2 protein-coding genes are annotated in these 6,259 nt (G+C 74.0%); both read left to right on the plus strand.

All coding sequences use genetic code 11. The annotated features are described in order from the left end of the window. Positions 1-20: 20 nt before the first annotated feature. On the plus strand, positions 21-4,898 hold the full coding sequence (locus BFF77_RS35675) for a hypothetical protein (RefSeq protein ID WP_066950400.1): 4,878 nt from the start codon (positions 21-23) through the stop codon (positions 4,896-4,898). 32 nt (positions 4,899-4,930) lie between these two features. Further along, positions 4,931-6,103 (plus strand): ATP-binding protein, encoded by a 1,173-nt coding sequence (locus BFF77_RS17425; RefSeq protein WP_066950404.1) that lies wholly within the window; start codon positions 4,931-4,933, stop codon positions 6,101-6,103. Positions 6,104-6,259: the final 156 nt, after the last annotated feature.

A 6,259-nucleotide genomic window follows, 5' to 3' on the forward strand; every position in this document is an offset into this window, starting at 1 on the left:
TCCGCCGCCCCGATCGCGCCGTGGTCCGGCTGGTGCCCGGCGCGATCGGGGCGGCGGAGGATCTCGCCCTGGAGTATCTGGGGTTCGGCGCGGCCGAGGCGGTCGAGGTCGGCAGGGTCAAGCGGCAGTCGCTCGGCTTCCCCGCCTGGGCGCTCGTCCACGATCCGGACAACGGCCATCACGCGCTCGCCGTGGTCAAGGAGATGGAGCGGCTCACCCGGCAGGTCGCCACCAAACCGGGCTTGGCGAAGGAGGGCTTCGACGAGATCGGCGAGCGGCTGGACCGTTCCGTACCCCACTTCCTGCCCACCTTCTACGAACAGGTGGCGCGGCTCTTCCTGGCCGTCGAGTCCCGTCAGCAGGCGTCCGTGTTCTTCGGCAAGGCGCGGGCGGCCGAGCAGCGGCACGCGCTGGCGGTGGACGAGGAGCGGCTGCGGGAGGTCTTCCTGGAGTTCGCCGGGGCCGGCGCGCTGTCCGGCAAGGCCCTGCGCGAGCACGCCAAGGGACTGACGGACCGGCTGTCGGCCGAGGAGGCGTACGGCCAGTTCAAGGCGGTCTCGCTGGAGCGCTGCGCGGCCGGACTCGCCCCGTACGCGGGCATGCTGGAGGATCTGCGGCGCCTCGCGAAGAGCGCCGGCCTGGACGCGGCGGCCGAGGAGCGCGCGCTGCTCGCGGAGATCATCCACACCGGACCGATGAACCGCGCGGCGGCGAGCTTCTGGAAGTCGGCGCTGCCCGCTCTGCGGGCGGTGGCGGCCGAGGACCGCGCGGTGCGGGTGCGGCTGCTGGAGCTGCTGCCTGCCACGGGCGGCGACCATCAGGAGGAGTTCGACGCCTCCTGGCTGGCCCTGCTGGACGAGTGCGGGGCGGTCGGCCTGCTGGTGGACGGTACGGTCCCGGCCGCCGAGTGGGTGTCCTCGTGGGCCAGGCACCGGCAGCGCGGCTGGCGCGGCTCCAAGCGGCTGCCCGCAGAACTGGCCCTGGTGGAGCGGCTGGTGGAGCGGCTGGTGGCCGACGGCACACCGGTGCGGCTGCTCGGCGGCTACGGCCGGCGTGTCACGGCCGACCTGGATCTGCTGGACGCCTGTCTGGCCTGGGGCGTGCCGGTCGACGGTCCCGCGGAGGACGCCGGGAATCTGGATCTGGACGAGTGGCTCGGCGATGAACAGGACGGACGCCGCGATCTTGTGGCGCTGGCCTCCGATCCGCAGTTCGCCCGGCTCGTCCGTGCGGGTGTGGAGCGGCTCGCCGAGCAGGGCGACGCCGCGGAGCGGCTGCTCCACGCCGTCGTCGCCCATCCCGCGCTGCGCGGCGCCCTCGTGGGCTGGCTCGACGACCGGGCCGAGGATCTCGCGCGGCCCTTCGGACTGCCCGCGCTGCACGGTCTGCTGACGCGCCTGTCCCGGTTCTCCTCGCCGTCCGTGCTGGCCACGGCGCCCGGGGCGGTGGCGCGGATCACGGCGGTCTCGCCCGCTCCGGCCCTGGCGAGGACGCTGCGGACGGGCGTCCTGGACGAGCTGGGCTGGCCCGCGCTGGAGGAGGCGCTGCCGGGACTCGGAAAGGTCGGCCCGCAGGGTTCGGGGCAGCGTTACGGCTACCAGAGCGAGAGGTGGTACCGCGTCAGGGACGCCTGGCCGGCCCTGCTCGTCCGGATTGACGCCCAGGTCGCGGCGGTCGGGCCGTCGGCCGTGATCGACCAGCGCACACTGCCCCTGCCCGCCAAGTCGGTCCAGACCTGGGACACCATCACGGTCCGTTACACCGGTGGCCAGTGGCTGATCGCCAATGGACTCGGCGAGGACCGGCGGGCCCTGTGGTCGGGCCGTCCGAGCGAGGTGTTCAAGCCGACGGGCCAGTTGCACGACCACTGGACCGACGCCCAGGTGCCCTCGCTCGAACTGTCCGACGGTGGTCGCTGCCACGGCGGCCGGCCGGTGTACGCGGGAGACACCTCGTTCGCCGGGGAGCACCGCCAGGTGGCCTCCGACGGTATCTCCGTGTGGGTGCTGCATGAGAACCAGTGGTGGGAGTACGACCCGGGGTCGGCCCGCCGGGGCCGGGTCTCGGTGCCCGCCTTCTTCGACTCGGCCCTGGACTCGGCGCCGGCCGGCAGCGGCGTACGGCTGCTGGAGCAGGCCTGCCGGCTGCTTCCCGTACAGCCCGGTCTGGAGTCCTCGCCGTTCGGCACGAAGGACGGGCTGCTCGGCTGGTGGGTGACGTACGACCCCCAGGAGCGGACGCTCACGGCCTGTTCGGTGGACGGCAGCCGCAGTCCCGCCGTGCCGGTGCCGCCGCGCGCCGGCCTCGAACATCTCAACAGCGGCCTTCCCGTACCGCCGCTGCGGCTGCCGGGCGGCGCCGTGCTGCATCCGCGGGAGACACGTGGCTTCTCGGCCTCCGTCGCGCTGTACGACGCCGAGGGCGTCCAGCTCGCCGAGGTGGAGGGGGGCGACCGTGGCGGCACGTACGCGGCGGGCACGCCGCTCGTGGCGCCGCTGGCCCACTGGCACGCGCTGCGGCCACGGGACGAGCGGGGTTCGGCCGCGCTGCGCACGGTGACCGAGACGGACGCCCGGGAGCTGCTGGCCGCCGTCGCCGAAGGCACGGACGCGGAGGCGGCCGTTCGCCGGCTCCTGCCGGAGATCACCCATCCGGGGCTGGTGGCGGGCGTGGCCGGGATGGTCGCCGAGGCGGCGCGCCACGCCAAGCGGATCGACACGCTCGCCGAACGGTACGCGCGCGGGCGGCAGGGCTCCGACGGGCCGCGGGAGCCGGAGGTCCGGCACGCCAGGGACGTGACCCTGAAGAGGGCGTGCGACGGCTTCCTCCGGTCGGTCCACCGGTACTCCTACTTTTCGTCGGCGCAGGACAGTACGACGATCGTCGACCAGGTCCGGCTGCTGTCCACGGTGCTCGCGCCGGACGCGGTCCCGGGCCGGACGGTCCTCAAGGACCGCGGGGAGGTATGGGTGACGGCGTGCGGAGCCGGGACGGCGGCGCTCGCGGTGCGCGCAGCGTCGCCCGCCGTCTCCGACGAACACCGCGCGGCCCTCGTGGAGTTCCTCGAATCGGCGCTGGCCGTGGAGAGCGAGGGTGACGCGCTGCTGATCGATCCGCGCGGGCGGCTGCGGGCGGTGGAGCTGAAGACCGCCGGAGAGCCCGAGGACAGGCGCGCCGGAGAGGTACGGCACGCGGGAGACCGGCGGTTGCTGATCCTCGGCAGGCTGCGGTACGAGGAGAAGGAGACGTACTGGCACGGCGTCGAGTACGACCCGGCCGGCGTCTTCGGCGGCTGGGACGACAGCGTGGTTGTCGAGTCCGAGGTGCTGGGCACGGCGGGCGATCCGCTACGGGCGCCGGCGGTGCGGCGGCTGCTGGAGCTGGTGCGGGAGCGCGGACCGCTGCCCTACCGGCCGGAGCAGGCGGTGGACTTCGCGGAACAGGTCGGGATCACTCCGGTGGCGGGCGCCCTGTTCCAGCTCGGTTCGCCGGGCCTGACCGGCTATCACTCCCCCGGCACGGTCTCCGTGGAGTATCTGGAGCCGCTGGGCGCGAAGAAGGCCGAGGCGCGGGAGGGAGTGGCCACGCTCATGGCGCTGAGTGTCGAGGAGCGGCAGGCGTTCACCGCTCTGCTGCTGCCGGCCGATCCGGCGCGGGTGGCGGATCTGTGGACCACGGGCTTCGCGCCGGAACCGCTGGTGAGCGCCTGGACGGCGATACGCGGCAGGCGGCGGCCCACTCCCGACTCGCTCATCCGTCCGATGGTGGCCGAGTTGGGCGGCGGCACCGCCGTGGCTGACGCGCTCAATCCCGAGTGTCAGCCCTGGCTCACGGGCCGCACCGAGCAGCGGTTGGTCGACGGCGAGCTGAAGACGGCGGATCCGCGTCTGGCGCTGACCGGATCCAGGCTCGACGACACGGTCGGCGCGCTGCGCTGGCTCGCGTACCGGCTGCCGTACGGCGATCCGCTGCGGGCGGTCCTGCCGCGGACGGTGCGGAGGCTGCGGGAGCGGCTGGCCGATCCCGGGCTGCTGCTCGATCTGGGCGTCAGCCGGGACTTCGCGTATGACGCCGTGTCACCGCGGCTGCGCGAGGCCTTCGGACTGGCGCCGACGCGCGGCGGCGGCGAGAAGGAGATCGTCGAGCTGTCGTCGGCGCTGGTACTGACGCCGACGCGGTACGGACAGGACTGGGACTCGGTCTGGGTACGGCCGGCGGCCCTGCTGCCGACGGCCGGTGCCGGGGACGGGGGCGGGGGCACGGACTCAGGCTCGGACTCGGGCTCGGGCTCGGTGAGTGAGGACAGGGCGGACGGGGGCGGTTCCGACCATCCCGATCTGCGGCTGCTGACGGCGACGGCGGGGCCGGCTCCCGCGCTGGAGGCGCTGCGGGCGCTGCTGAGCGAGGAGTTCATGGAGCTGGTCACGGCGGACGGCCCTCCGGGAGCACCGCAGAACCCGCTGCACAGCGTGCCGGAGCTGGTGGGCGAGGCGGCGGAGCGGTTCGGACTCTCCGAGGACGCGGCGGCGCTGTATCTGATGCTGCTCGCGCTGCCCGATCCGACCGACCGTCAGCAGGTCGCCTGGACGGGCTGGAGGCAGGCCCGGCTGAAGAAGGCGCGGGGCGAACTGGCCGCCACCGATCTGGTGGTGGAGGCCAAGCGCGCGCGGGCGGGCCGGACGCTCTTCCTGCCCGGCGGCTGGCTGGAGCAGCAGACACCTCGCCTGCCGTCGGAGAACTGGAAGACGGCGCTGCTGCCCTGGGACCGGCCGGGCTTCGTGGTGCCGGACCGGCCGGTGCCGGCGCAGTTCGAAGCCGCGTGGCGCCGGGTCGTCGAGGGGGACGCGCCGGGGTTCGAGGAGTTCCAGGGCCGGAGCGTCCGAGGAGGACGGCGATGACGACGAGGACGGGACCGGGCAGGGGAACGGGCATGGGCGTGGGAGCGGGCATGGGCGCGAAGAAGACGGCGCAGGGGCGGCCGGAGCGGCAGCTTGAGCTGCCGGAGGACCGTTACGCGGCGGAGCTGGCGTTTCTGGAGTCGTACGACAACGGCCCCAGGCCGCCGAGCTGGCGGCTGACGCCCCGTGCGGTGGTGCTCTTCGTCTGCGGCACGGACGGCGAACCGCTGCGGGCGCCGGACGGCGGACAGCTCGTGATCTCACGGAAGTTCGTGGGTGACCGTGCCCTGGTGGAGCGGTGTGTGGTGACACTGGCGGGCGAGCGCGGGCTGCTGCTCGTCGGTGAGCCGGGCACCGCCAAGTCGATGCTCTCCGAGCTGCTGTCGGCCGCGGTGTGCGGCACCAGCACACTCACCGTGCAGGGCACCGCGGGCACCACGGAGGACCAGCTCCGCTACGGCTGGAACTACGCGATGCTGCTCGCCAAGGGACCGAGCCGGGAGGCCCTGGTGCCCTCTCCGGTCCTGACGGCCATGACGCGCGGCGCGGTCGCCCGGATCGAGGAGGTGACCCGCTGTCTGCCCGAGGTCCAGGACTCGCTGGTCTCGCTTCTCTCCGAGCGCCGGATGTCGGTGCCCGAGCTGGCGGGCGGGGAGGACGGGGACGGCACGGTGCACGCGGTGCCCGGCTTCACCCTGATCGCCACCGCCAACCTCAGGGACAAGGGCGTCTCCGAGATGTCCGCCGCCCTCAAGCGGCGGCTCAACTTCGAGACGGTCGGTCCGATCGACGACCTCGACGCGGAGACGGCACTGGTGCGCGGCCAGGCGACGGCGGCGCTGGTGCGGGGCGGGGCCACGTTCTCGGTGGACGACACGGTGCTCGAAGCGCTGGTCACCGCGTTCCGGGATCTGCGGACGGGCCGGAGCGCGGAGGGCTGGGAGATCGAGCGTCCTTCCACCGTGATGTCCACGGCGGAGGCGGTCCAGGTGGCCACGTCGATGGGGCTCGGCGCGGCGTATCTCGGCGACGGCCGGGATGTCGTCCGTACGCTGCCGGGCCATCTGCTCGGCACGGTGCGCAAGGACGATCCGGCGGACCACGCGCGGCTGCTGGGGTACTGGGACGGTCCGGTACGGCGCCGGGCGGAGGCAGGCGCTCCGCTGTGGCGGACGCTGTGGGAGCTGCGCCATGAGCTGGGCTGAGCGGGACGACGGGACCGGGCGGGCCGGCGGCGGGGGCGGCCGTCGGGGCGACGAGGCCGTCCCGGACGCGCTGAACGGGCTCGCGGGGTGCCGGGAGCCGTATCTGATCGGGGTACGGCACCACTCCCCGGCGCTGGCGGCGGCCGTACCGGCGAT

Origin of the sequence: Streptomyces lushanensis, from assembly GCF_001700515.1 — a bacterium.
Lineage (GTDB): Bacteria > Actinomycetota > Actinomycetes > Streptomycetales > Streptomycetaceae > Streptomyces > Streptomyces lushanensis.